The organism is Vibrio sp. 10N.286.52.C3 (genome assembly GCF_041468865.1).
Taxonomy (GTDB): domain Bacteria; phylum Pseudomonadota; class Gammaproteobacteria; order Enterobacterales; family Vibrionaceae; genus Vibrio; species Vibrio crassostreae_C.
Window position 1 is genome coordinate 1 of record NZ_JBFRJM010000055.1, and the last position, 24808, is coordinate 24808.

Genomic DNA, 24808 nt, shown 5'->3' on the forward strand with positions numbered 1-24808 from the left:
CACATTTCAGGACGGGACAGTTAGATAAAAAAAGGAGCACGGCATGTGCTCCTTTTTTATGCAAGCCAGAGTGGAGGACTTTACCTCTCTCCAAACGCCACGCTAACATTGGTATAAATCGGTTTCCATAAGTATTGGAACACCGACTTCTCGCCAGTTGTGATGTCTACTTCACCCGTCATACCCGGCAGTATGGAAAAGCTTTCAGGGTTATCACGGAAGTAAGGCGTATCAACCGACACTACAACTTCATAATAGATCTCGCCACGTTCGCTTTGACTTGTGGTCGGTGAAATACTCTCTACCGCCCCTTTTAAAGCCCCAAAGCGGCTGTAATCAAACGCATCAATCTTGACTCGAGTGGGCTGCCCAACACTCACAAAACCAATATCTCTTGGGGACAAACGTGCTTTGAAGTCAGCGTTCCCTCCGACAGGCACAATTTCAACTACCGTGCCACCTGGCTGAATAACACCACCATCCTGCGTGCTTGGTATGCTTTGCACCAAGCCTTGTAGCGGTGACACTAACATAGTGTTCGTCAATTTAGCTTGGCTTGAACGAACTCTAGCATTCAATGCTGATAAGTCAGATACGGCTTTAGAACGATCATCGCTCACTTTAGCTTTCGCTTCCGCCAGAAGCTGTATGATTTTTTGGTCATTACTGTCAGCTTGTCTAATCAATACCGACTTCTTACCACGAGCTTCTTCGATTTTCTGTTCGATACTGGCCAATTTTTGTCGCATTTCAAGCACACGTAAACGTGAAATGTTACCCGCTTTATAACCCTTCTCCAGTATGTTCAACTCTTGCTTAGTCGCATTTAACTCTTTCTCATAACTCGGCAAGGCCTTTTCTACGCTACGAAGCTGCTCTGCAATTTGCTCGCTCTCTTTCTCAAGCACCACACGCTTTTGGAAGTAGAGGGCTTTTTGCGCGTTCAGCTGCGCTTTTTGCTGGCTGACGATCTCTGGGTAATCGACCTCAAACTCAGCAAGGTTAGGCTCACGTTGCTCAAGCAGCGCATTCATACGTTCCACACTGGCTAGAAGCGTCACTTGTTGGGACTTTAGCTCTTCAAGGGCGGTACGCTGGAAAGTGGCATCAAACTCAACAAGCGGCTGGCCTTTCTCTACCAACTGGCCTTCTTTAACAAGAATTTGCTTTAACTTACCGCCAATCGCACTTTGTAATACTTGCTTCTCGCCTTCCGGAATCACAGCACCTTTGGCTTTGGCGATTTCATCAACTTGAGTGACTACAGACCAAGTGGCAAAAGCAATAACACATAAGGCAACCGACCATGTGGCCAGCGCCAATGTACGAGCCGTATTTTGTGATTCAACAAGCTCACCGTAGCGCTTGCCCTTCTCGATAGATTGTTTAGTCATTAGCGACTCCTTGCTTAGACTCTGATTGTTCTTGTTGGGCTGCATTTTGTTGAGCAGACGCCTCTTGAGTTGACGGCTGTAGCTCTTGAGATAACGGTTGCTCAGATAACTGCGGTTCTTGAGAAGCTTGAGGCTCTGAAGGCTGTTCCTGCTTCGAAGACTGCTCCGGCTCTAATGGACCGGCATAAACCACTGCACCTTCATTTAATACCACCACTTTATCGGCAAGCTTGATTAAATCCGGATCGTGGGACGTGTAAATCACCGTTGCTTTTCCTTTTTTCGACTGCACAAACTCAGCAAATATACGTTTAGCATTTGGGTGAGCATCAGGCACAGGATTATCCATTAAGAACATTGGGTAGTCATAAACCAGCGCTTTTGCATCAATTAGGATCTGCGCGACGCTGCCAGACAACATGTCAAAAAGGCTGTCCGGCTGAATACTGCTGATGGAAGTATCGAGCCCACCTGATAATGTCTCGAACCAACGCTTTCCGCCGACCATTTCAATTGCAGAGATCATTTTCTGATCTTCGACTTTGTGACCGTCGTTTAGCCACTCTCGAATACTCAGCGTAAGCAAATCAGGATATGCGGCTCGAATGAAACACCAGTGGCGATAAAGCTGCGGGTCGTATTGAACGAGGTTAACGCCTTCAAGCTCGACCATGCCATTTTGGATAGGCTGCAAGCCAGACAGCACTTCAATTAATGTTGATTTACCGCTCCCAGAAGGGCCGGTAATCGCGACAACTTCACCGGCTTCAATATCAAAACTCACACCATTCAAAGCGGGGCGACTCTGTTTGGGATAGCGCAGCGTCACTTGGTCTAATTTCAAGTTAGGCGCTACCACGGGTAACGGGTGATGCTGGTAACTGAATTCACGCTCAGACGGCTGAGACAAAATACGGTTCACTTGCAGCTTGGATTGATTAAAGCTATTAAAACGCATCGCGCTGTTTGCCAACACCTGAGCAGGACCCGTCACCTTAGATATCAACATCATTGAAGCAATCAAACCACCGGGCGTCATCACTTGTTCAAAAATAAGTCCTATGCCTAACCCCATCACGGCGAGTGTCGAGCCCACACCAATGAAATAGTAAATCGAGGTGTACCGACTCTGGAGAACCGATTGATTAAAGGTCACTGTTGAAGCAAGAAGATTGGCCTTTTTGAAGCGTTGAATCCAGTGCTCTGAGAATCCAGCACTGCGAATAAAGGCAAGCTTGGATGACAGCTCATTAGTCATGTTTTGACGATTCGTACCTGCCACTGTCGATTGCATCGAGCGCTTGCTGCTAGAGCGTATCGAACGTTTTGCTAGCAAGTAATAAAGGATTAAAGAGACGACTGGAACCAGTACCAACCATCCGCCTAAAACACCTATCGCAAGTACAAAAATAAGAATGAATGGTAGGTCAAATAACGCATTTCCTAATGGCCCCGATAGCACACCTGAAATACGCTCTGACAACATCACTTGGTTTTGCTGACTAGAAGAAGCTGTTTGCTGATTTTGAGCATAGCTATTACGAAGCAGACGCTGCACGAGGGATTGAGAAATCTCACGACTTACTCGGTTCGAAACTGAAGCAAACACGCGGCTACGTAATGTTCTCAACCAACCCATCATCACAAACAACAACGCCGCGCCAATGGCGATACCTTGCAACTCATGCCCTGCATCACCACCAATCACATGGTCATAAATCGACATCGTGATGAAAGGAACGGCAAGCGCAAATAAGTTAGTGATAAAGCTGACCAACAACAATTTAGGAATGATGGGACGAAACGCATGTAACCTTTCGCCAACCCAATCAGGAGAGGCCTTCTCTAATGGTGGCCCTTCGATAACGATGCAAAACTGTGGGATCTGGGTAATGTCGTCATTGGCATTAAAGGCAACAAATTGCTTGGATTCTAAATGACCAGAGACCAGCTCATGTTCACCAAGTACCAGTAAGACCAATTTATGTTCACCAACTTCATCTAGGTTGGCAACCAAGCGATAAGGCAGTGCAAGCCTGTCGAACAAGGCAAACATATCGTCGATTGATTCAATGCCATTTTCATCGACCCATTGATGTGCGAACAACTGGATATTAGCATTAACTTCCAACTGCTTAAGAACGGAAAGGCTCTCGGTTTCTAAATGATTCATCACCTCTTGTCGACCGCTGGTATCTGCACGGTTGTTCGTACCTGAAGGGTTACCAATATCTAAACGATTCATACGACGGCCTCCTGATTGCTCTCGCTGTCGACCGTAATAGCTCGACTTTCCACTGTAATGATTCGATTAGCAAATTCGCGAAGCTTCGAATGGTAGCTCACCATCAGTATCGTGCGTCCTGCCGTTACTTCTTCTTCCAACACCTTAGCTAGATTCCCAAGGGCGTCTAAATCAAGTGAAGAATCCGGCCTTTCCAACATGATTATGGGTTTATCACTTGCCAATTGAGCCGCGATATTGAGCATTTTCACGTTACCCATACTCAACAAAGAAGCACTCGTATGGCCAATTTGTGTCTCTAGTCCATCGGGTAATCGAGTAATCTCTTTGGTTAAACCCAAACGCTTTGCATAGTCACTGGCGCTTTGCGTTTTCTCAGGGTCAAACCCGCACAAGTTGTCGAGAATAGTACCCGACACCAACTGCCCTTTAACGCCACAGTAGGCAGCAATATTGGTTACGGATGCGATTGAAACTGCAGCTCCGTTAATGAAGCACTCACCCGCTTTTAGATCATCAATACCTGCAATCGACGACAATAAATGACTGTTGGTGTGGCGATCCTCACTCTCTAACAAAACCAACTCACCTTTATTCAGTGTGACATCTGCATGAGAGAGTTCACCATATCTTTCAACGGTCGCTTGCTTGATTTCCAACGTCTCAAAGTCAGATAAGTGGTTCTCAACTTGCTCAGAATCTGAAGATTCCGATAATGATAAGTCACTCAATTTTTCTATTGCCTGATTGGCACTGTGTATTGAATTAAGCTTGATTCTAACCCCAACCAGAGCACTCAAAGGCGCAACCGCTCTGCCAGATAAGATAGAACATGCCGCCAAGCCACCAGTAGTTAACTGACCATCCAACACCCACAAGCTCCCCGTAATTACGAGTAAAACTGACGTGGCTAATGCGGCAAGCTGAATACATTCTTGGGCAAAGGCGTTCTGTTCTTCTTCTCTCGCTTTAGACTGAGAGCGAACGTTATTGAGGGATTTAAACTGATTGAAGATTCGAGACTCAACAGCCTGACGTTTGATTCCTTGAATGGTTTGGCTCAGTAAAATCAAGAACGCTTTTCGCTCCTGCTCATCTTGGGAAGCTTCTTCACTTAAGCTTTTAACGCGAATAGAAGATAACCAAACGATTCCGAGAGTAATCAGCCAAACTGCCAAAGGTATCGCCACCAGCTCACCGCCGATGTAAGCCACCAAGCCCAAGAAGATCAAGGCAAAAGGCAAATCAATAAAGCCTGCAATCACACCACCGGAATACCAATCTTTGACTTTGGATACAGAACCAAGCCCCTCTTCCACGCCGCCAACACCAATGTGGCGGAGATGGCCTGATGAAGCCGTTGTTACTCTTTCAACCAAAGTTTGATAGGTCGCTTTCTCGGTATTGCTGGCCGCGGCTGACAAAAGCCAAGTACGCACAAACCGGATCAATGCTTCCATGGCAACAGCCAACGCTGCACCCGCCAACAACAAAGTGGCAGTACCGTAACTTTGGTTAGGTAAAATACGATCGTAAATTTGCAAAACCGTTAACGGAACGGCGAGAGAGAGAAGATTTATGAGTAAAGAAGGCAGTAAGACTTTCCCCACCACCCCTTTGTTTTTCATTGAACTTGCGGGCATACACAATCCTTATCCATGCTTATGAAATAAGATTGGTACACCATGTTGAGTATTGCAAGGTAACGGACTGATTTAACGTGTTTTTCAATATAAATATGACACAGATCTTTCTACACAAATCTGTGGCTATACCCGTACCTTAAAAACGCTCCTTACAAACGCTCGTTACAAGTGCTCGTTACAAGTGCTCCTTACAAACAATTGTCGTAATCCGTTATCGCCTGCTTTAACTTTGAAAAGTCTGAGTTACATAAATACGGTTTCAGCGCTTCAAATTTATCTGAGGGCCACTCGTATATTTTGAATGACATGAGTTCGTCAATAACGGACTCATCAAAGCGGTATTTGACGACTTTAGCTGGAGAACCACCGACAATGCTGTATGGAGCGACGTCTTTAGTCACCACACTATTCGCTGCAACCACAGCGCCTTCGCCAATCGTCACACCGGGCATCACCATCGCTCTCATGCCTAACCACACCCCATCTTCAATGTGAGTGTCACCTTTGCCAATGTAGGCATCGTCGATTACATCCATAAATGGATACAGCGAAAACCAATCAACTCTGTGGGTATGGTTGCCACCCATTAAAATCACAACCTCTGCGCCAATGCAGACATAATCGCCGATATGGAGTTCGTCGATTTCCCATCGAGGCTCCCACTGGCGGCTGACTTCGTCGCCATGTAAATAACGGACGACAGATTGCTCGAACCCATTATCCCAGCAATCGCTGTAATAACTGTGTTGACCTTTTACGTGAATATTGGGGTTGGTTACGACTTCATGCAGCAACTCGAATTTGGACCAATGCTTCTTTTGCATTTTTACCTCTGAATGATCTATTAAGTTTTATTCGTTAACTATCAAAATGTTCGACGATGCAAATCCAAGGTGCACAAACTAACGCCCTATAAACACAGGGTTCACTGGGATGAATAGTGAGTATCACGCTTAAATCATAGCAATATCGCTAAAACTAAAGAGACGTCAGTGGATTCGAGGTTGCTTAAGAAGAGGAAGTAGTTTCAAAGTTTGCTCAGTTTTTATCGATAACTTGGTTGGATAATTTACAGGCGTAGTGTAACTGTTTAGTCGCGCCAATTTGACAGGAAGATGTGATTAATAAGGTTTCAAATTTCGTTTCGTGGAATACGGAATGAACAAGAGCCTGCGCGATTACACAGGCTCAAACTTAGACTCAGCTATAAACTTCGGAGCTCGCTTGGAGCTGGGCTCAGCGACTACATGCGTGCAAGCTGTACTTTTCTGTCTTTATTCACCACGCAGAAGTTACCGCGCTTAGTACGACACTTAGAGCATCGTTCGCATTCAACAGGGCTTCTATCCCCTTCCTTCCAACGCTTCACTAAATGGGGTTCAGAAAGCAGCGGTCTTGAAAGCGCGAAGTACTCAATGCCCGTGTTGTTTGCAATCGCTTCGATAGCATCAAAATCCGTTAGACCACCAACCGTGATCACTGGGATATTAACGTCTTGGCTAATCGCGTGACCATACTCATGGAAGTAGCCTTCAGCTTGAATGGTAAAACCATCGTGCGACTCGCCAATCATAGTGTCTGCTTTGCCATGAATATTGCCTGACACGACAATGCCATCCACACCCACTTGTTCAAGCTTTTTACAGACAATACGTGTTTCCTCAAAGGTGACGCCACCTTCAAAAAACTCCGAAGCTGTAAGCTTAACCAAGATAGGGAAATCATCTCCCACCAACTTACGCGTCGCGGTATAGATCTCTAACAAGAATCTCATGCGGTTTTCTAAGCTACCGCCGTATTCATCTTCACGTTGGTTGTAGTAAGGGCTTAAGAACTGATTAATCAGGTAAGTGTGAGCGGCATGAATTTCAACGCCATCAAAGCCTGACTTTTGTGCTCTCAAAGACGCTTGAGCAAACGCATCAACAATGTAGTCGATCTCGTCTGTGGTCATCGCTTTACCTAGTGTTTGAGTGCCTTTTTCTGGAACCTCACTTGGTGCGTAGATCACTCGTTCGCCAAGATCATGCGTGGTTTTGGTGCCACCATAAGCTAATTGCATCACGATTTTAGAGTCGTTGTCGTGCACCAGTTGAGTCAGCTTTTGATACTCTTCAATGAATGAGTCGTTATACATACCCATCATGCCTGCATTCGGCTTTTCTTCTTCAACAATGTTCGCGTAGCCCGTCACGATCAGGCCGACTTCACCTTGAGCCAACTCTTCATAGATAGCGTACAGTTTATCTGTCATATGCCCATCTTCGGTGGCCATATTTTCCCACGTTGCACTTCTCATGAAGCGATTCTTTAGTGTCATCTTGCCAATGTGGGTTTCTGTAAACAAAGTGCTCAAGTGTCTTCCTCTCAAAATCGTGTTACGCAAGTTACCCATTAAGCATGGGCACTGATTCAGGCGGATACTACAGAGAATAAGGCAGCGAAAACTTAATCTAGATTAAGAGAGCGGCACTCTCATGTGAGAAAGATATAGAAAGCATCAAAAAGAGATAAAAAAGATTGGAGAAATGGTAACAAAAGAAAGTCGCTAAGTTTTAATAAGCGACTTTGTTCAATTTAATCTGGACTAAGTCAATGGTTCTTACGAGAGGTGTCCACCTGCGAATTTCTGCCTGCTAACAGTTATTTGAACTCATAGGTGTAAGACGCGCCAACACTGTTATTTTCACCGAAATCGTCCTCAGCAAAAATAGTGAAGAAGTTGAATGATTGAGCGTCACTCAACTTGTAGCTAGCACCGACGCCTGCCCAATACCCTGAATAATCATCAGACCCCATTGAACCGCCACCGAAGCCCATGATAGACCATTCATCAGTAATCGTTTTTAAACCAAACGCACCAATGTAGCCACCGTGTGTTGAGCTCGACATCAATACATAGTCAGAACCAACATTATCATCATCGAAAACCGCTACTTCGCCGTCATTATAGCTGTAACCAGCCATAGGGAAGATTTGCCAACCGAACGGCTCAATATCGAAATAACTCAGTGGTATAAACGTACCAATACTGTAGTTGTTCTTATAAGCATCGTTGTCGTATTCAGAGCGGCTAAAGTTGAAATTGACGATCCCCATAGGCAACAACCATGAACCGCCTACTCGCCACTCTTCACCGTCAGCATTAACACGAGCGTTGATCATTCGCGCTTCATCAAGCCCAATAGACCCAGAGAACTGCAGATCTTCGTTATAAGCAACGCCAGCTTTGGTTACGATTTTAGTCGGATCATCAGGGTGCTTCTCTTCAGCAAAAGCACCCGTTGAAAATAAAGACACTAAAGTAATGATTAGTAGATTACGTAATGTCATTAGAAGGTCGCGCTAACACCAACAAAGTGGATACGGCCATCGAATGAACCATTCAACAGATTAACTTGACCAAATCGACCATATCGATCCATCTTAACTGAACCCAAATCAGCGTATTCATAGAACACATCAATTAAGATGTCGTCCCAGTAGGTAGATGCGCCAACTGAGTAGCGGTACTGTTCACCCACAGGAAGGTCAACCCATTGCATTGACGGATCGTCTTGCGGAGAAGTTTCGTAAGAGAAGCCAGCTTTCAAACGCCAGTCTGAATTCAATTGATAATCCGCACCTACCGCAAATTTCCAAACGTCATCCCAGTCACGCTCAATCGGAACACCATTAATTGGACTTCCTGCTATTCCAAAATCAAGAACGGTTGTATCCCATTCACTCCAACGGTGGAACTGAATACTAGCAAGCAGGTCAAGTTGAGAGTTCAAAGCATAGCTCGCACTGACATCGATGATTTCAGGTAAAGCAATATCAGTTGATAATGAATTCAATACGCCTTGGTTAATAACGCCATTTACATCATTGTTAAACTCATGCTCTAGCTTAGAACGGAAACTTGCGCCCAGCTTAAGTTTATCTGTCGGTGTGTACATTACGCCAAGGTTATAGCCGTATGCCCAGTCAGTATCTTGCTTCGCAGTAAGCATTGACGTTGTTTGTTGGAATGCAGCCCAACTTAATTGTACACCCGCCCCAACCGACCACTGGTCATTCAGTTGGTAACTCAGTGATGGGTTCACTTGCATTGCAGTAAGAGTGATATCTTCTAGAAGTGCAGCACCCGCCCAATCACTGCCGTAATCAAGGCTAGAGCCGCCAACAGCGCCAAGCGCGATACCAAGGTGTAATTTGTCTGTGACTTGATGAGCGTGGAAGGCACCAAATGACGGCATTACGGAATGAGCTTTACCATCTGGATTACCACCGTTATCTTGATACTTCATTTCAAGATCGAATGCCATGGTGTTGATGGTCGTTTTGCTTTCGCCCATGTGAGACATAGTGGCAGGGTTTGTCCACATCGCCGCTGCAGATCGAGTGTAAACACCATCACCAGCGCCAGTAGTACCAGCGTTGGCAACGACAGCTTCTTGCAAAAACAGGCCACTTGCGAATGCATTTAAGCTCGTAAAAATTGCAGTGGCAGCTAGAGAGTAAGTAAAAGTTTTGTTCATCAGAGCGCTCATTTAGCCTTAGACATTAAATTGCTCTAAGGTTACCGCAAAGCTCAATAAACAAAGGGAATATCCATTATTCCTGTACAAGCGCTATTTAAACTTTCTGGCGACGTAAGGGCGTGGTTTGTCTCGATGAATTTCACGTTGAGCAGCAATCGCCCTGTTCTTACCTAACCCAACCTTTATCTGATACCAAGTTTCGCAGAATACAGCCATGCCCGGGCTTGACCACCAAGTCTTGTTGTAGAGCTTCTTGTTAGCAGCGACGACATCTGGCGACCGATTCGCACACTCAAGTGCCAACGCATAGGCTTCAGCGTAAGGATCTTCGGCAATCTTGGTCACCAACCCATATTCTTTAGCGGTTTCACAGTCGATCACTTTGGCCGTCATCGCCATTTCAAGGGTGTGATCTTTACGCATCAGCTCTCTAAAAGCGATAGCGCCTCCCATGTCTGGAATCAGACCCCACTTTGCTTCCAATATAGAGAAGTTCGCATCCGGGCTAGCAATTCTAAAATCACCCCCACTGACCAATTGCAGGCCGCCTCCCCAACAACGACCATGAATCGCAAAAATGACAGGGCATGGAATATCTCGCCAACCCAATGAAAAGCGTTGTGCAGCGTTAGGCAATGTCGGTAGCCATTTAAACAAGAGCTTCATCGCCCCAGATTTACTGGTTAATAGGGACTTAACATCAAGCCCTGAACAAAAATCAGAACCCTCACCTTTTACTATTACGGCACGAATCTCGGTGTTCTTTTTCAGCTGAGTCACCATGTTATTCACGCCTTGAAACATTGCCATATCAATAGCATTGAGCTTATCGGGTCGATTCAACACAACCGTCGCAATTTGGTTTTTATCGATAGAACAAGTAATACGATCGAGGTTTGGCATGGTGGCTACCTTATCAGTGGTCAGACCTTTAGGTTATACATTTTATTAACATATGCCAAACTTGCACATTAAGAAGCGAGACCTGTGTTGCTTAACGTCTTTCCCTTTACACAAACGACATCAACAAAAAAGCAGTGATGGATCGCTCCATTCACTGCTTTTCATCCGTAGCTTTTATCGCCAATGGCTTTGATTGCCAGTAGCTTTGATTAGCAATGGCTTTCGGTCATGAGCAAAACCTATGTTCTTCGAGATTTCAGTAGCAAGAAGATAAAGTAGCTGCCAGCAATAATGGAAACTAACGTCCCTGCCGCAAGCTGCGCTCGGAACACTACCACTTGCCCTAAGCAGTCAGAAAATAGCATATATTCTGGTAACTTAAACCAAAGCGCTGAACATTAAAAAGGCCATTGAAATTCATCATTTCAATGGCCTTCTCGTTCCTACTAGCCAGGCAGCTAGCTAATTACCTAAGCAACTAACTGAGCTGAGACTCTCTCGCTTCTTGGCTACTGAAACCACGCAAAATGTTAAACAGGGTAATCAATGTGAACAGCATGATAACGAGCGATAAATGCCACGCTTCCCCTAACCCTAACTGAACCAGGCCCATACTCACCATTGAAGACACCACCATCTGCCCGCCACCAGACATCGCAGCCGCCGCGCCAGCGTTCTTCTTATAAGGCAACATCACTAACGCCTGAGCACAAGGTAACGCAATACCATTACCAAGGATCATCAAGAACTGGCCAAGCATGAGATACAAAGGTTCGAGTGGACAGAAGAACAGCCACAAGGCCGCAGCAACGTGCAATACAGGTGTGCATAACAGAGTTTTCTTGTTACCCAGCATAGGGCGAATACGGTTACATAAGCCTGTTCCGCCAAGCATGCCTAATGCTGGAATCACCGCCCACATCGCGTATTCATCTGACGTCATGCCAATCTGATTTTGCATGATAAATGGCATCACTGATACGGTGGTGATCATCAAGCTAAAGTTAAGCCAGCCAATACTCGCAAAGCTCATAAAATAACGAGAAGTGAGTAACTCTTTATATTGAGAAACCATTCTCTTAGGCGAAGGGATCGCCGAAACCTGAGTGACGGTTTCCTTAAATTTGAACGCTAACACCACCCAAGCTAATGAGACATAGCCAAGTAGCGAGATAAACACCATGCTCCAGCCAAAATGGAAGTTAATGAATCCACCGATAACGGGCGCGATCAAAGGTGTTATAGACGCAACCATAGCAATGTAAGACATCGCCAAAGGCAAGTCTGCCCCACTGAATCTGTCTCGCGTAGAAGCACGAGCAAGTACCGCGCAACAACCGGTTCCTAAGCCTTGCAGGAATCGCCCCATCACCATGCTAGTAAACGAATGGCTGAAGAAGATGATCATCAATAACCCAAGCATGGCAATCAACAAACCGCTTAGAAGTACCTTCTTGCGTCCCAAAGCATCGGAAATAGGGCCATAAATAAACTGGGAAGGGCCAAAGCCTAATAAATACACACTCACCAAAAGCTGGGCTTGCTCTAGCGAGACATCAAAATCTTTTGCGATCCAAGGCAAAGAAGGAAACACCAAGCCCATACTGAGCTGGCCGATACTGATGACCAAACACGCAAGTAAGATCGATTTAAAATCAAATCCACGACTCATCGTTTAATAGGTCCGTTCGAAGAAAAATCGTGCGTATCTAACTCACAACATAAAAACTGAGAAAATAGCGAAAATGCTGCTGGTGAGTTGTTCATAATGCTCCGACGGGATCAAATAGAGAAAGGCACAGTAAACATACGTGAGCTTGTATAATCATACAATAGGCGTTCAACTAAATATGTGAATAGTCACTTTTCAGCAACCTCGGCTTTCCGCCAATCGGTCACAAGCGCTAGACTAACACTAGATGCTCATAATCAAGGGATTTCAATGAACACTCATCACCGTATTTTTTCATGTGCTTTGGCGCTGCTTGCCTCTGGTCCTATAACGTCAGCCTTTGCATGGCAGGCAGAGAAGATCACCGACGGACTCGTGATCCCTTGGGGGCTGGCTTATGTCAACGATAAGTCCATGCTAGTCACAGAAAAATCAGGCGTCATTAAACATGTCGATTTAAAAACAGGCGATCAACACACACTGTTCAGGCTGCCCAATGTATGGGCTAAAGGCCAAGGTGGATTATTGGATATCGCACTTTCCCCTTTTGAAAACGAAAAGTTCTACGTCACTTACAGTAAAGACGTCGATGGTGAAGGCGTAACGACACTGGCTTCTGCTAATTACAGCAATAATGAAGTTACCAATTGGACAGACGTTTTTGTGTCGAAATCTAGAACGGACACCGGACGTCACTTTGGTAGCCGTATCACCTTTGATGATAGCCACCTGTATTTTTCAATCGGTGACCGTGGTGATCGAGACAACGGTCAAGACACCATGACTCATGCTGGCTCAATATTACGACTGAATGCCGATGGGAGCACACCAAGCGACAACCCATTCGCGGATAACAACAAGGTGCTCAATGAAATTTGGAGCTTTGGCCATCGCAATCCACAAGGTCTGTATTACGATTTCCCGACTCAAAAGCTTTGGTCGATTGAACATGGTCCTCGCGGTGGTGATGAAATTAACCTAATAAAAGCAGGTGCCAACTATGGGTGGCCAGTCACCTCACACGGAAAAGAGTATTGGGGCCCTATCAGCGTTGGCGAATTTGAAACCAAAGATGGTATTGAAGCGCCAAAAAAAGTCTATGTTCCTTCAATCGCTCCGGGCAGTTTGATTGTTTACCAAGGAGACAAATACCCAGAGCTGAAAGGCAAACTGCTGGCTGGCGCACTAAAACTTACTCACATCAATATTGTGACAGTCAATGAACAAGGTGAGGCAATCGAGGAAGAACGCATTTTAGAGGACTTGGGCGAAAGGATAAGAGACATCGAAACTTCACCAAACGGAGACATCTTCTTCAGCACTGATAATGGCAACCTGTACCGCTTGAAAAAGTAGCCGAGACCTCGTTCAAGTAAAGGCACTTACCTTACAACGACATTTATAAATATAAGCCGTTAAAAGTGGGCTCAACGCCCAGTTAGCGGCTTTAAATTTGCAAAAATGAATGCGCTAAAACAGTGCATTTACTCCAAATTCGTCATCAATTTCGACCACCTTTTTCACAAAAACTACAACAAATCACCATACAACTGTAACTCCATGATATTTAAGGAATGCAAAGTTTGACTACCCCCAAGTTTCTGCAACCTTTCCCTATGTATTCGATTGACTATCCCCTGATTTGATTTAGACTCGTTGCCGGCTAGAAAGAAAGTTCTTTGTATATAAACATTTCGTTGGATTACTAGTAACCCCGTTGTGTTGTACGCAATAGCAATAAACTTTTCCACGCTATCAGTGCCACAATTGGCTCAAAATAAAAATTTAATTTTAGGATATCATCATGTCTAACACAGTTACTGGTACAGTAAAATGGTTCAACGAAACTAAAGGCTTCGGCTTCATTCAACAAGAAAACGGCCCAGACGTATTCGCACACTTCTCTGCTATCACTGGCGACGGTTTCAAAACTCTTGCTGAAGGCCAAAAAGTTGAGTTCGTAGTATCTCAAGGTCAAAAAGGCCCACAAGCTGACAGCATCAAAGTACTTTAATCTAGTATTTTAAAGCTTTCTAAAAATAGCCAGCCTCTGCTGGCTATTTTTTTACCCGCTATTCAGAGATTTAAGGTAATATTCCCCTTCACTATTTCTACCTAAGACACCCTCTCAATGGCTCTTAAACCGACAATCTATAAGTTTCACTAAAATACGCCACTCCCCGCCCTACTTGGCACTAGCCACATACACCATTACTTTCAAACACTTAATGTAAATAACAACCTAGAAGAACTTTAATAAACTGCTATAATCTCTGAACCTTGGTACACCTTTTGTACCCCTTAAATCACCCTTTTGGTACACCTCAGAGGCACACGTTCATGGCATCTTATAGTATTGAAAAGCGAACTCTAGCGAGCGGTGAATCTCGCTACAAAGCCACCGTTACCGTGAAACATCGAAGCAAAATTGCTCAACGTTTTTCCAAAACTCATAAGAAGAAAACGCTCGCTACTGCCTGGGCAAAAAATGAAGTCCGAAAGATAGAAGAAGGTGAAACTCAAGACCGTTCTGTGCCCATTGGCCAGCTGCTAGACATGTTCATTGAAAACAAAAACCTCTGGGACAATACTGGCCGATCGAAACAAACCGTCTTAAAAATGCTCCGCGATTGTGACATAGCAAAAATCTATTCCGATGAGCTAACAACTAAAGACTTGATTGAGCACTGCCAAAATAGATGCAGTACGGGAACCAAGCCCTCTACCGTCTATTCCGACATCTATTTTTTACGTTCAGTATTCAAACGAGCTAAACCTGTATTCAACGTTGCCGCGAACGTGAACACATTCTTAGAAGCAACACCTATTCTGTATGAAATGAAACTCATCGGTAAATCAGAGAAACGAACAAGACGACCTACTACCGATGAAATTGACCTGTTAAAAGAAGCACTAGAAGAACGCGAGCAACGCAGAGAAAACAAAATCCCCTACTCCATGCTTCTAGACTTCAGCATCCTGAGCTGTATGAGGGTAAGTGAAGTGTGTGGTATTCGATGGGAAGACTTAAACGAAGAACTTAGAACAGTTATCGTACGTGACCGAAAAGACCCACGTAAGAAAGAAGGCAACCATATGGTCGTTCCTTTGCTTGGTGAAGCATTCGATATTGTAATGAGGCAAGAGCGTAAAGGTGAGTTGATCTTCCCTTACAACCCACGCTCAGTTGGACGAGGTTTTGTTGAAGTGTGTCAAAAGGTTGGGGTTGATAATCTACGCTATCATGACCTACGCCGTGAAGGTGCAAGCCGTTTGTTCGAGAAAGGCTTTACTATTGAGGAAGTTGCTCAAGTAACTGGTCATAGGAACCTAAATACCTTGTGGCAGGTTTACACCCAACTGTTCCCACATAAATTGCATGAACGTAAAATATAAAAGCGGTTAATGGTTTGTAGTAAAAAGTGTTCACTCAAAGGGACCTATTTGCGACCACAAGTACCCCATTTACCAATAGCAAACAAAAGACAAGCCTAAAACCTATCAATATTCTTGACTGTTCTGTGTCAGAAACCTCGTGAGTGACATAAAAAAGGGGAGCTATTACTCCCCTTAAATACCATGGATGTTATGCTTTAAAAGGGACAGTGTAGCATTCCACAATATCCTGACCTCGAAGCTTGTAAGTTGCTAACTTCTCACGTATCGCATCGACATTATTAATTTCGTTATTTGTAGAAATAGCTTCAAAGAAACTAAGAGCGTTTTGACGAAGCTCCTGCAGCTTTTGCTCATTAATAATACGAATAGTCGGCTTAGGTGAAGATGCGTATTCAAACTTAACAGAAGGATGAACCATTATCGGAGTGTGCTGACTTGTAAAATCATACTGGTTTTCAAACCAAGTAGAAGAACCATTTAGCTGGTTACAGTAGCTTTTATTTATTGTGTCAGAGGTAGCTTCATTTTTACACTCAATAACCAAATATTGTTGATTGCCAATAGACCAAAGGTTATCTGGCCCCTTGTTATACGCAAGTTCTGGCCTTTGACTATTGAAGCCCAACATTTTTGCTAAATCATTCATCGCAGCTTCAAACTTGTTTGCTGACTTAGGTTTGAAAAATAAGTCGTCTATCATGGCATTTGCAGCAATGATCATCTTGTTTTTTACCAAGAACTTACTATTCAAGTAGCTTGAACATTGCTCAGCCTGTTCTTGAGTTAAGTCATTAATTTTAGAATAGTTAAGCCCAGAAAGTGGCTTTAAAAGCCTCTGGTTATAGGTGTTTGCATTCAGTAATATTAATTGTGCCTGAGTTTCATCGTTGATATTCGTATATTCAGCTAATACTTGCTTTAGATATCCTTTTAAAGCGTTATCTTCACAAGCATTAGCTGTAGCTTCAATGATGCGACATGCATTATTTACATCACCACGAGTAGCAGACAAATAAGCATCATAAAGTGATAGCTTAATTGGTTTACTGTCGGCTCGTTCATCATAAGTCAACTGGGCAAGTTGACCTTTGCTAAACCCTACCCATTGCGGATTTTGAAGTAAACAGTAGTCCATCAGCAGCTCTAACTCTGAAGCTGGTTTATCTGTTACTTGTGTAGCAACGCTCTCCGATATATTCATTTGAGCACGTGTGGCTGGTGAAAAGTTTTCAATAGCATTATCTGTATAGATAGTGCTGGTTAGCCCTTTTCCTGTAAGTAGAACTACGCAATAGTCATCGCTTGAACGGACACCACGTCCCATTCCTTGCTCAATCCGTTGGATTTTCTCAACATTGTCATAGTTACTCGACATCAGCGAAGATTGCTTCACTCGATCGATCAAGTTTCTAGCATCCGGTAATCCATCGATAACCAGAAGCCTACATGCTGTTTGAGGTAAATCAATACCATCGTAACGATTATTCAACACGACTAAACCTACATGTTGAGTTTTCAAACGAGCAACGCCTTCACTGATGTTGCTTGAGTTCAATGTGAGATCGGATACGTTTTCCCACTGCTTAGCTCGATATGTTGAAGGAGTGATAACTACTACATTATGCTTTTTAGACACGCTCTTACATAGCTGCTGGATATCTTCGTCTGTTATTTTTGGGTTAATAACCTGAGGTAATAAGATCATACGGTCACCGACATCTCCAGCGCTATCGGGAGTTATCGGGTTAGATAGTTCATTAGGGTTAACACCAAAATGGCTTGAAAGGATGCTGTCATCTGCAAGTGTTGCAGTCATAAAAATTTTACGTGTTGCTTGTACTAACGCAGGTATAACAGAGATAGGAATGAAATGAGGAGAGATCTCTACTTTACTTGCACTAAACACGCAATTTGCCAACTGCAGGTGACTCTTAAGCAACGGGTACGAGAACTCGATAACACGATCACCTTTGTATTTCACAAGTGTTTGAGTCACAACTGCTTGTTGTTTTTGCCAACTCCAAAAAGGTACCTGTAAGAAAGCACTTGTATCACCGCTTAAGATCTCATGGTATTTGGCATAACTCTGCTTTTCCAGCACGCTGTCAAAAGTAGAGCGAAGTTCGTTATACAAAGGAGAGGCACTTGGAATTTCCATCGTGAACTGTTGATCTACGGTGTCTAAACACGCATGAGCATCATCAATGATAATGCTTCCAATAGGCACTTTGATGCCTTCATCATCTACACCAAAAACAGACCGACCATTAACAAGCTTATGGATATTAATAACAAGTATGCTATTACCTGATAAGTACCGATGATCATGTGGGTTTTTAGTAGTTTCAATACCAAGTTCTTTGGCTTCCAATATAACTTGATCAACAAGGTAATTATCAGGTACTACGTAAACTGCAGGTCCTTTCTTTTCATTTAAGCAACTCTTTAGCACGAGTAAACCTACTGACGTTTTACCACCGCCAGTATTCATCTTGATCACTAAGTTGTTCGTATCCCTTCTTTCATACCATTTCGCCCAAACTTGACTTTGGACATCACGTGGATACTGAAACTTCCCGCCTACCTTAGGAAGAGCCTGAAAAACCTCCCGTGGATTAAAAGAACTATCAACAGGGTTGGTTCCGCCAAGCTGACTAAAATCAAGCATTTTTTATCCTTATTATATTTAAGTGTTTAGCCAACTATATGTATACATGTGAATTTGCACAACAACCTATTTCACAATAGATCCAATTAATATGAGTTCTAAACAGATGATGACTAAGAAGTTTTTCTAAAGCTGCATGACTAGATGAACTGCCCGTACTAGTCATAACTAACTTTGGGGCATTTCGTGTTGCAGATCGATAAAAGAAGCAATTAAAACCCCAGGGCGTGGGGTTATTCATAGGGCTCTTGCTATAGTGAGTCTAAAGTGAACTTACTTAATTAAATCCCATTCGCTTTTGCCACAATCCGGACAATCAAACCGCTCTGAGAGCCACTTGGTTATTTGATCAGAAAACGCAAGCATTGCTACCCCTCCTCCAACAATCGCAATACAAATCACGAGAGCAAAGCCTGTACCCGCGAATAGGTATGCAATCCAAGCATATCCTCCAAACCCAACCATCCCGCCGCCCAGGACTTTAAAGAAAAATTCCTTATTCGCTTCTTCTTGGTAACCACAGCATTTGCATTTTATATCTGGCATACATTCATTTCCTAAATAACACAATATATGCGCATAGTATCACTGCATACCAACCAAAAAGTAGATCTTAATTCCAAATTTATGAGCTACGCTTTCTATAACCCGCGGTGAAAGATTGAGCTTTGGAGGAATTTATCCCCGAAATATCTAAAGAGGGTTGACTGCCAGCAATGCTATAAGAATCGATAACTTGAATGCCAATAACAAACTTCAGATAGGCGCTTAAAAATAGCCATCGGAATCATTGAAAGCCAATGCAGTAATATGCACTACCATCAGTACCAATAAAAAAAAAGGCACCCCGTAGGGTGCCTTCGCTTTTCTAAATCACCGCCTTCATGACGGTGGTAACAACTTTCCCGATTACCGCGAACTCGTCGAGTTTCTCCTCATTCACGATAAACGAATCATATTCTTCTTTGTTGTCTGAGATGACTTTATAGCCCTCAGCCATGATGTCGTATTTCAGACGTTTTATGTAAACGTGCTTACCAATACGAACAACATAGACACCGTGCTTTACGGGGTGATCGAGTTCTCGGGTATCGACTAATACTTCATCGCCGTCGCTCAAAGTGTCTTCCATTGAGTCGCCGTGGCAAATGATGATACGAGCATCTTCTTCTGTCAGGCCGAAACGTCTTAACCATAAGCATGGTAGGAATTCAGTTCTGAGTTGGTACTCGGTATCGTTTTGAGAACCAAATCCACAAGACGCATAAACGTTGTACACAGGTACGGCACACATATCGCCTATTTGAGAAGTGGCTTTCACAGACTTAACATTCGAAATCTCTGTGACATTGTCATCAGTATTGCGAGAAGTTCGACTAGCAACCTGCTGGTTAGTTTGCCCGCTACCAATATCAACTTGCCCTACAGACATATCTATTGGCGTCGAAGTTTCGCTAGGTGCTGATGCAGTTAATAGATATTTCGCTTCATCAAGATCCGTGACGTATTTCTCAATCAGCTGTTTTTTTACATCTGGGTGAAAATTGGAAATATGGTACTCCAAAGCCCGAGTACCTTCTTTAGAGCCTCGACTTAACCAATTGTTTCTCCTAGCTTTTTGAGCCACGCCTGAAGAAGAGTTAGCCATTCCATCTAACCCCACGAGTTCAGTACTCAGAAACCATTCCTTCATAAAACCACCAAAAGCACACATAAAAACACTAGACACACGAGCAGCAAGGTCGTAGCATAAGAACATATAAACACACTATAAACACAGTTTAAGTTCGATGTTGTAAGAGATTAACGAAGATAAACTGCAACTAACTAATAACTATATCACGTCAGTGGCGTAGTGGAAACGAGGCTAACCCTATGAATACTCAATATGCGTTGCATGCTGTATTTGGTTCCCCAGTAGTAAAACTTTCTGAGATTTCTGAACAATATTTTGGAATGAAGTACGCGACAGCCAAAGGCAAAGTAAGTGCGAATGAGTTCCCTATCCCCACCTTTCGACTTCATGAAGAAACAGAAACGAACAAAGGCACCAAAGCTCCTCTGTTTGTTTCTATTGATGATTTAGCTTTCTACATTGACCGCAAGCAAGCTGAAGCTAAGCGCGAGTGGGAATCGGTCTATGGCAAATTCGGCCACCATTAAGCCAGCTTAAAGCTAACCACTTTTCTTATGTTTCATAGTGAGTATCAGACATGGAAGTGAACCAGACAATGTGCGTCTTTTTAGCGGATGTACAAGAACAGTACAACGAAGCATGCAGCTTGTTTCGAGCACGACACCGTAACGAGCTAACAGACATAGCCAAAGCTTGTGGCCTTCGTTCAAACATGTTGCGTAACAAGCTTAATACAGAGCAACCGCACGTACTTTCTTTACCTGAAATGATGACAATTTCTAAAGCTACGGATGACTACGTAATTTTAGAAGTTGTACTGCGTCAGTTAGGGCTCGTGACCGCTCATATTCCTGAAGGTGAAAGAGAAACGTTTATTAAACGTGCTCTAGACAACTCTGTGATTGCTGGAGAAATCTCTCAACTTGCGTTAGACACGGCAGGCAAAAGAGTCCTGCCTCGCTCAACTCGAAACTCAATCATTAAAACGGCACAAGCTGGCATTAGCAACTTGGTGCTGCTCATTAACGACCTAGAAGACCGCACAAGTGGTGCACACCCTTTCTTATGTATGGGTGTGGACTTGCTAGCCAATGGTGCGCCTTTACCCGGTCTTACTTAATTACGGGGTGTAATTATGAAAAAACCATTTATCGCGATTCAAATCAACTCATTAGAAGAAGCACTCAACATCGAGAATGTTGCGGCACTCACTATCACCAAATATCAAGAGAACGAAGTCGAAGGCCAAGAGCAACTTCAAAATAACTTGATCGCAATGTGGCGTGGCATTCACAAGCAAGCGGGTGATGCTCTCGACCAGTTCAAGGTTTGCCAGAAGGAATCAGTATGAGAGTTCTACTCAAAACCATCACTTCAGGTGAAGACAATATTTATGTTTACGACGCTGGATATGTAGAAGGTGTGAAAGCTGCTGAAGCTTATTTAGCAGGCCCTGACGGATGGGGAGCTTCTATGTACTTCCCTTTGTATAAGGTCGAAGACTTCGCTCAAAACCAAACTCAAATTGCCAAGTTCCTTGAGCTTGCCAAAGAGAAACTCGGGATGGAGAAAGAACCATGCAATACGAACCTCACCCACAACTAATTTTTTAGGAGCAATGACGCCATGAGTAATCTCGAAAATCACCTTTTTGAACAATCATTTGAACTCATTGCACAGCGCTTTAGTTCAAGTAGCACAGAACAACAGCATGAATTGCTATGCCAATTAGATGCAATTTCTAAGAAGCAAACACCCATTGAAACACATCGTTCTCAAGCTGATGTATTAGCCGATATTAAAGAGGCAATGGACGGTGAACGTGCTCGTTTGTTTTTCGGGCATTCATTTCCTAGTTGGTATCGTAACGGTTCGATCGAACAAGTTTCACAGCTTCACCACTGGACGAGCTTAGATATGGGTAACCGCCACCTGTTTCTTGAAATGCTTGGTCTACGTGACTTAGGCCACTTTGATGATGAAGCGTTATATCAATTCGAACAGTTTTGTTTGTCAGCTGTGGGGGTGAACTGATGCTGAGTTATATAGCGGTAACCTTGAACAGCGGTGGCGGCGTGGTTCGTCACGCTGAAACCAATGAAGTAATGAGCCTTCACTTAGGCGAGTTTGATACGCCAAAACTTGCTATCGAGTCAGCCTGCGAGGCGTTGAACTGCGAACACGTTATGAATGGCGTGATCATAAAAGGCAATCACACTGGTGGTCACATGATTATGGACACACAGGAGTTTAGCGAATTATGAGTGACGTTACTTTTAGACCTGCTAAATCGACGGCTGACTTGCCTATCACTTCTCCAATACACAAGCCCTGCCCTGATATGGCGGGAATGGAGAACCCAGATCCAAAGAAACGAGAGCGAGCGCGCTTTTTAGTGTCGAAGTTGCGCGAAAAACACGGCATTAAAAAGCGTGTTAAGGGCAACTCTCAACCAATGAATTATGTGTGTAGTGAAAACGGGTGCGCTGAACCTTGGGGCTCGGTAAGTAATGCTAATCCAGGGGATGTGAAGCAATAAGCGATGAAGATTGAAACTCTGTACCATGTGGCCGGAGCCGTCCGGCCTATTGATGAAGTTAAAATTGCTAATGCCAGCTATGAAGCTGGTTTTTTAGGTTCCAAAATTCCTCACTACACAGAATACGAGCAGCAATTGCTCGATTCTGGTGTGGTTAAATCTCTTCCTGTTTACGACCGTGTTTTTAATCAAAAATCAAAACACGTTACAGATGTTAAGTTGGCAACTGAACATTTCAAAAGGCTAAATTCAAACTCCAAACCCAACCGCGAAGCGGTGGCCGAAAGGCCGGAGACACTAGGCTTGTCCAAGGGCGCAAAAGTCCGACACGAGAAACAGCGCTTAAAGTTGGCTCGAATCAACAAGCGTGTGAAGGTTATTGGGCAGCCCATTGGCACCAAGACAGAGCTTGATAGCCGAATGGGCCATGAAAGCTTTGATGCGTTATACGCAAGTACAGAGCGAAATACCGCGCGAGTATTGCCACTGAAGCATGAGAAAAGGCCCCCTTTCGAGAGGAAGCTCTCCCCTATCTCTCTTCAACTGCAAAAACGAGACTGGTCTGGGCAAATGCGCGCTCAAATTGTTACCCAGACGCCCGCAGGAAATGCACCCGAGGCTAATTCGGGTACTCGTTATACGGAAAAGCTAACACCAAAGAGCGTTTCTAACATGTTCGAGAGCGGTGCATATGTTGCCCAATGCCATGAAGGGTTTACTACATTTCTGACTTTGACTTTTACACCGGCACAACGTCACGCCATTTTTGGCGCGATGGATGAAGGTATCGATGCTGACGGCCCGTTTACTCCAGTAGAGTTTGAACGAGATACCGGTGATCTTATTCCTGGCAAAGATGGCTTGTATACGCGGCTACCAAAACAACCTTTCAAAATCATTAAACCACTCGATACCAGTATTGGGCGCGAAACTTCCCGCTTTCTCGATGGCAGCAAAAAGATGTTTCACCGAGGTTGGTACACAGAAGATGGTGACTACGTTTCTGGGCAGTTCAAAGCGAAGCCTTCACCCTTCGGCCCTGATAGAGAGAAAGCAGATTTTCATTATATGTGGGTAGCCGAAAGCCCCATGAATGAAGACGGCGAACCCAACCCACACGTTCACCTGTTGTTGAAGTGGACGGTCGATAAAAAGCATTTCAAAGATTGGGCTAAACGTTTGGAATCGCTATGGGGTCACGGCATGGCCCACATCGAAAGAATTAGACAGCCGAAAGCAGCCAGTACTTATCTCATTAAAGCGGTTGGTTATGCGGCCAAAGGTAACAATGCTGACCAAGGTTTGATTAAGGGGAATCGTTACAGCATAGCGAAAGTCTCACGCGCACCAAGTTGGGAAACACTCGCATCGTTTGAAGCCGACAATATCACAGCGGTTATCCGTGAATTGGGTTACAAGCTTGAACAGTGGAAAAAGCCTTTGCTGCGAACAATCTCACGTATCAATAAGCAAAAAGCTCAAACCGTGAAAGCGTCGAGTATCGCCAAGCAACAAGGCAAGCCTGAAGACCATCTCAAAAAACTGCAGTCACGAATTATTCGCTTAGAACATGCGGCCAATAAAACCACACAGCAAATGAAGTCCCGGCAAATGCACGCTTCTAGTGGTAACCGGTTCTCGATAACTTTTGACGGCGATGAGGCCAAAGAACGGATGGATAACTTCTTGATGTGGGCAGCTGGAGCCAGAGGTTGGTCGATGACTTGTCGTGATATCGATTGTAGCGATTTAAAGCAAGAAGCCGATGAAACTTATCAAGCGCAATATCACCACTTTTTAGAACGGCGGGCTTATTGGCGGTCGGTTCTTGGCGAACCTTACATACCCGAAGAACCCGATGAGGATGAAGTGAGTTATTGGCAAAGTGCCAAAGCGGATTATTTAGAAGGGAGATTACAATAATGCTAGTGACATGCCCAAAATGTGAAAGCAAAACTCGTATTGCAACCTCGCGTTCCATCAGTTCAGAAACGCGAGAGCTTTACTGCCAATGTTTAAACCTGAATTGCGGAAAAGTATTTGTAGCGCATACGTCGTTCTCGCATTTCATTGAACCAACAGGACAAAAGCCAAGCTCAGAGCTACAGCCCGAGTTGTGCAAAGGTGATGTGAACCAAATCGATATCTTTGAAGCAGAACAAGCAAGCACTTAAAACAAG

24 protein-coding genes are annotated in these 24808 nt (G+C 44.0%); 12 read left to right on the forward strand and 12 right to left on the reverse strand.

What is annotated here, in order from left to right:
- Window positions 1-80 precede the first annotated feature (80 nt).
- The 9 genes from AB4138_RS17690 to AB4138_RS17730 form a co-directional block, all read right to left on the reverse strand.
- Window positions 81-1394 (reverse strand): HlyD family type I secretion periplasmic adaptor subunit, encoded by a 1314-nt coding sequence (locus tag AB4138_RS17690; protein ID WP_017061737.1) that lies wholly within the window; start codon window positions 1392-1394, stop codon window positions 81-83.
- Window positions 1387-3639, reverse strand: a complete 2253-nt coding sequence (locus AB4138_RS17695; RefSeq protein ID WP_372307048.1) for an ABC transporter transmembrane domain-containing protein — start codon at window positions 3637-3639, stop codon at window positions 1387-1389. The genes AB4138_RS17690 and AB4138_RS17695 overlap by 8 nt, the downstream gene beginning before the upstream one ends.
- Window positions 3636-5282 (reverse strand): ABC transporter ATP-binding protein, encoded by a 1647-nt coding sequence (locus AB4138_RS17700; RefSeq protein ID WP_017066510.1) that lies wholly within the window; start codon window positions 5280-5282, stop codon window positions 3636-3638. Before AB4138_RS17700 ends, AB4138_RS17695 begins: the two co-directional genes overlap by 4 nt.
- 191 nt (window positions 5283-5473) lie before the next feature.
- A complete protein-coding gene (locus tag AB4138_RS17705) occupies window positions 5474-6109 on the reverse strand; it encodes a CatB-related O-acetyltransferase (RefSeq protein ID WP_017061734.1) in 636 nt (211 codons plus the stop codon).
- A gap of 419 nt (window positions 6110-6528) precedes the next feature.
- Window positions 6529-7641 carry an NADH:flavin oxidoreductase gene (locus AB4138_RS17710; protein ID WP_136982818.1) on the reverse strand — a complete coding sequence of 371 codons (1113 nt, stop codon included), beginning with the start codon at window positions 7639-7641 and terminating at the stop codon, window positions 6529-6531.
- Window positions 7642-7928: 287 nt separating this feature from the next.
- Window positions 7929-8618, reverse strand: coding sequence for a hypothetical protein (locus AB4138_RS17715; protein WP_017066672.1), 690 nt, complete (start codon window positions 8616-8618; stop codon window positions 7929-7931).
- On the reverse strand, window positions 8618-9808 hold the full coding sequence (locus AB4138_RS17720) for an OmpP1/FadL family transporter (protein WP_372307050.1): 1191 nt from the start codon (window positions 9806-9808) through the stop codon (window positions 8618-8620). The genes AB4138_RS17715 and AB4138_RS17720 overlap by 1 nt, the downstream gene beginning before the upstream one ends.
- A gap of 93 nt (window positions 9809-9901) precedes the next feature.
- A complete protein-coding gene (locus AB4138_RS17725) occupies window positions 9902-10714 on the reverse strand; it encodes a crotonase/enoyl-CoA hydratase family protein (protein WP_017061730.1) in 813 nt (270 codons plus the stop codon).
- A gap of 478 nt (window positions 10715-11192) precedes the next feature.
- Complete coding sequence (locus AB4138_RS17730) at window positions 11193-12386, reverse strand: multidrug effflux MFS transporter (protein WP_136976044.1); 1194 nt, start codon at window positions 12384-12386, stop codon at window positions 11193-11195.
- A 270-nt stretch (window positions 12387-12656) separates the two neighbouring features.
- On the opposite strand from AB4138_RS17730, the gene AB4138_RS17735 reads away from it, so the two are divergent.
- The 3 genes from AB4138_RS17735 (at window position 12657) to AB4138_RS17745 (ending at window position 15782) form a co-directional block, all read left to right on the forward strand.
- Entirely contained in the window at window positions 12657-13742 is a 1086-nt protein-coding gene (locus AB4138_RS17735; protein WP_017061728.1) for a PQQ-dependent sugar dehydrogenase, read from the forward strand.
- 448 nt (window positions 13743-14190) lie between these two features.
- Window positions 14191-14400: a cold-shock protein gene (locus tag AB4138_RS17740; RefSeq protein WP_010430417.1), complete on the forward strand. Its 210-nt coding sequence runs from the start codon at window positions 14191-14193 to the stop codon at window positions 14398-14400.
- 326 nt (window positions 14401-14726) lie between these two features.
- Entirely contained in the window at window positions 14727-15782 is a 1056-nt protein-coding gene (locus AB4138_RS17745) for a tyrosine-type recombinase/integrase (protein WP_372307053.1), read from the forward strand.
- Between the two features lie 190 nt (window positions 15783-15972).
- Here the strand turns inward: AB4138_RS17745 and AB4138_RS17750 are convergent, their stop codons facing one another.
- The 3 genes from AB4138_RS17750 to AB4138_RS17760 all read right to left on the reverse strand — a co-directional run bounded on the left by AB4138_RS17750 (window position 15973) and on the right by AB4138_RS17760 (window position 20146).
- Window positions 15973-18453 carry a DEAD/DEAH box helicase family protein gene (locus AB4138_RS17750; RefSeq protein ID WP_372307057.1) on the reverse strand — a complete coding sequence of 827 codons (2481 nt, stop codon included), beginning with the start codon at window positions 18451-18453 and terminating at the stop codon, window positions 15973-15975.
- Between the two features lie 273 nt (window positions 18454-18726).
- Window positions 18727-18999, reverse strand: a complete 273-nt coding sequence (locus tag AB4138_RS17755; RefSeq protein ID WP_017109438.1) for a hypothetical protein — start codon at window positions 18997-18999, stop codon at window positions 18727-18729.
- Between the two features lie 322 nt (window positions 19000-19321).
- Window positions 19322-20146: a S24 family peptidase gene (locus tag AB4138_RS17760; RefSeq protein ID WP_029223346.1), complete on the reverse strand. Its 825-nt coding sequence runs from the start codon at window positions 20144-20146 to the stop codon at window positions 19322-19324.
- Between the two features lie 182 nt (window positions 20147-20328).
- On the opposite strand from AB4138_RS17760, the gene AB4138_RS17765 reads away from it, so the two are divergent.
- The 9 genes from AB4138_RS17765 to AB4138_RS17805 are packed head-to-tail and all read left to right on the forward strand — an operon-like array spanning window position 20329 to window position 24802.
- Window positions 20329-20616: a pyocin activator PrtN family protein gene (locus AB4138_RS17765; protein ID WP_017109436.1), complete on the forward strand. Its 288-nt coding sequence runs from the start codon at window positions 20329-20331 to the stop codon at window positions 20614-20616.
- 50 nt (window positions 20617-20666) lie between these two features.
- Complete coding sequence (locus AB4138_RS17770) at window positions 20667-21209, forward strand: phage regulatory CII family protein (RefSeq protein ID WP_017109435.1); 543 nt, start codon at window positions 20667-20669, stop codon at window positions 21207-21209.
- Window positions 21210-21224: 15 nt separating this feature from the next.
- On the forward strand, window positions 21225-21440 hold the full coding sequence (locus tag AB4138_RS17775; protein WP_017109434.1) for a hypothetical protein: 216 nt from the start codon (window positions 21225-21227) through the stop codon (window positions 21438-21440).
- A complete protein-coding gene (locus tag AB4138_RS17780) occupies window positions 21437-21694 on the forward strand; it encodes a hypothetical protein (RefSeq protein ID WP_372307062.1) in 258 nt (85 codons plus the stop codon). Before AB4138_RS17775 ends, AB4138_RS17780 begins: the two co-directional genes overlap by 4 nt.
- A gap of 21 nt (window positions 21695-21715) precedes the next feature.
- Window positions 21716-22123, forward strand: coding sequence for a hypothetical protein (locus AB4138_RS17785; protein WP_372307064.1), 408 nt, complete (start codon window positions 21716-21718; stop codon window positions 22121-22123).
- Window positions 22123-22353, forward strand: coding sequence for a hypothetical protein (locus tag AB4138_RS17790; protein ID WP_017109431.1), 231 nt, complete (start codon window positions 22123-22125; stop codon window positions 22351-22353). The genes AB4138_RS17785 and AB4138_RS17790 overlap by 1 nt, the downstream gene beginning before the upstream one ends.
- Window positions 22350-22628, forward strand: a complete 279-nt coding sequence (locus AB4138_RS17795; RefSeq protein WP_016785360.1) for a hypothetical protein — start codon at window positions 22350-22352, stop codon at window positions 22626-22628. Before AB4138_RS17790 ends, AB4138_RS17795 begins: the two co-directional genes overlap by 4 nt.
- A 3-nt stretch (window positions 22629-22631) precedes the next feature.
- Window positions 22632-24551, forward strand: a complete 1920-nt coding sequence (locus AB4138_RS17800; protein ID WP_372307066.1) for a hypothetical protein — start codon at window positions 22632-22634, stop codon at window positions 24549-24551.
- Window positions 24551-24802 carry an ogr/Delta-like zinc finger family protein gene (locus tag AB4138_RS17805; RefSeq protein WP_372307068.1) on the forward strand — a complete coding sequence of 84 codons (252 nt, stop codon included), beginning with the start codon at window positions 24551-24553 and terminating at the stop codon, window positions 24800-24802. The genes AB4138_RS17800 and AB4138_RS17805 overlap by 1 nt, the downstream gene beginning before the upstream one ends.
- Window positions 24803-24808 lie beyond the last annotated feature (6 nt).